Here is a 1,486-nt window from a genome sequence, read left to right on the forward strand (position 1 = left end):
CACTAAATCAGTAAGTTGGCAGCATCACCAATTCTACCTATATATTCTCCGAGAACACCAATCCCGATCAGTTGCACTCCACCCAAGAAAAGTATTGATACAAGCAAGGAGGGATACCCGCGTACAGGGTTACCAAAGACAAGGGTATCTATAATCATCCATGCACCATATAAAAACGAAATGCTTGCAACAAACAAGCCTATATAAGTCCATACGCGAAGAGGAAAGGTTGAAAAACTTGTGATACCTTCCAGTGCCAGATTCCATAATTTCCAGCCATTAAATTTTGAGATGCCAGCAACACGCTCTGCGCGTACATATTCAACGACATCTGTCTGACCACCCACCCAGCTCAGTATGCCTTTCATGAAAAGATTGCGCTCAGGCAATAGTTTAATGTTCTCCACAACCTCACGAGACATGAGTCGAAAATCTCCGACATTTTCCTCGATCTTTGGGGTGCTTATTTTGTTGTGTAACTTATAGAACCACTCAGCTGTCTTACGTTTCAGTCGTCCATCAGTTGAGCGGTCTGAACGTTTCGCAAGCACCATGTCAGCACCAGCCTGCCACTTTTCAATAAGATGAGGGATAACCTCAATAGGGTCTTGCAGGTCGACATCAATAGGAATTACAGCATCGCCGCTTGCATGGTCTAACCCTGCAAATAAGGCTGGTTCTTTACCAAAGTTGCGTGTAAATGACAGCGGAACAACTAGCGGGTCTGAAACAGCCAGCGCGTTAATAATTGACTCTGTGGCATCTTTACTTCCGTCATTTATGAATATAATTTCTACTTCATATGGCTTCAACTCTTGGAATTCACGTACCGTCTTATAGAAAACAGGTATCGCTTCTTCTTCATTGAAGACAGGAACGACAAGAGATATTTTCATTTCGCATCCCTAAAGACAATGAACTTTGAATAGACGAAACCGCACACCAGGCTGATGGCGGAGAAGGTGATAAGAGTGACTATTGGAGGAAGTGAGCATTTATCAGCAGCCCAACCAACAATCGCACTTAATATTCCCATGAATCCCACGTATAACATGTAGCGCATCGCTGTAGTCGATGCTTTGAATGTGAATCTTGCATTCGCGAAGAAGCTAAAGCTCACAGCCACTACGAAACCTGTGAAGTTTGCCAGGGCCTGACTGGTATGTGCGGCATAGATACATACACCAAAAACCACCCAGTGTATAAGTGTGTTCAGCACACCTATAGATGTGTACTTTACAAATAACTTTAACATTTATTTAATCAATGAGCTCTGAAAGGCATGAAGTCTATCATCCAAGTCTCAATTGATCGATACTTGCTATGTCTGATGAGACAAAACTGAGACACATAAGGCCTCACAATGGCTTGCAAGGCTTTACATGTTTTGATGTGGTGGGACGTGAGAGCGCAGTGTTGATGGGATAATCCCTTGAATTACAAGCGGATTCTTATAATTCGTAATGCGAAGGTCGTAGGTTCGACT

At 43.1% G+C, this 1,486-nt stretch carries 2 protein-coding genes; both read right to left on the bottom strand.

The genetic code is table 11. The annotated features are described in order from the left end of the window. Window positions 1–2: 2 nt before the first annotated feature. On the bottom strand, window positions 3–896 hold the full coding sequence (locus EQY_RS0123515) for a glycosyltransferase family 2 protein (RefSeq protein ID WP_000703654.1): 894 nt from the start codon (window positions 894–896) through the stop codon (window positions 3–5). Continuing rightward, window positions 893–1,255, bottom strand: coding sequence for a GtrA family protein (locus tag EQY_RS0123520; protein ID WP_000915847.1), 363 nt, complete (start codon window positions 1,253–1,255; stop codon window positions 893–895). Before EQY_RS0123520 ends, EQY_RS0123515 begins: the two co-directional genes overlap by 4 nt. Between the last annotated feature and the right edge of the window lie 231 nt (window positions 1,256–1,486).

This window comes from Escherichia sp. TW14182, assembly GCF_000208525.1.
Taxonomy (GTDB): domain Bacteria; phylum Pseudomonadota; class Gammaproteobacteria; order Enterobacterales; family Enterobacteriaceae; genus Escherichia; species Escherichia ruysiae.

Bases quoted from the DNA above. Each gene is read 5' to 3' on its own strand.
- EQY_RS0123515 (WP_000703654.1), bottom strand. From the start codon at position 896: ATGAAAATATCTCTTGTCGTTCCTGTCTTCAATGAAGAAGAAGCGATA.
- EQY_RS0123520 (WP_000915847.1), bottom strand. From the start codon at position 1,255: ATGTTAAAGTTATTTGTAAAGTACACATCTATAGGTGTGCTGAACACA.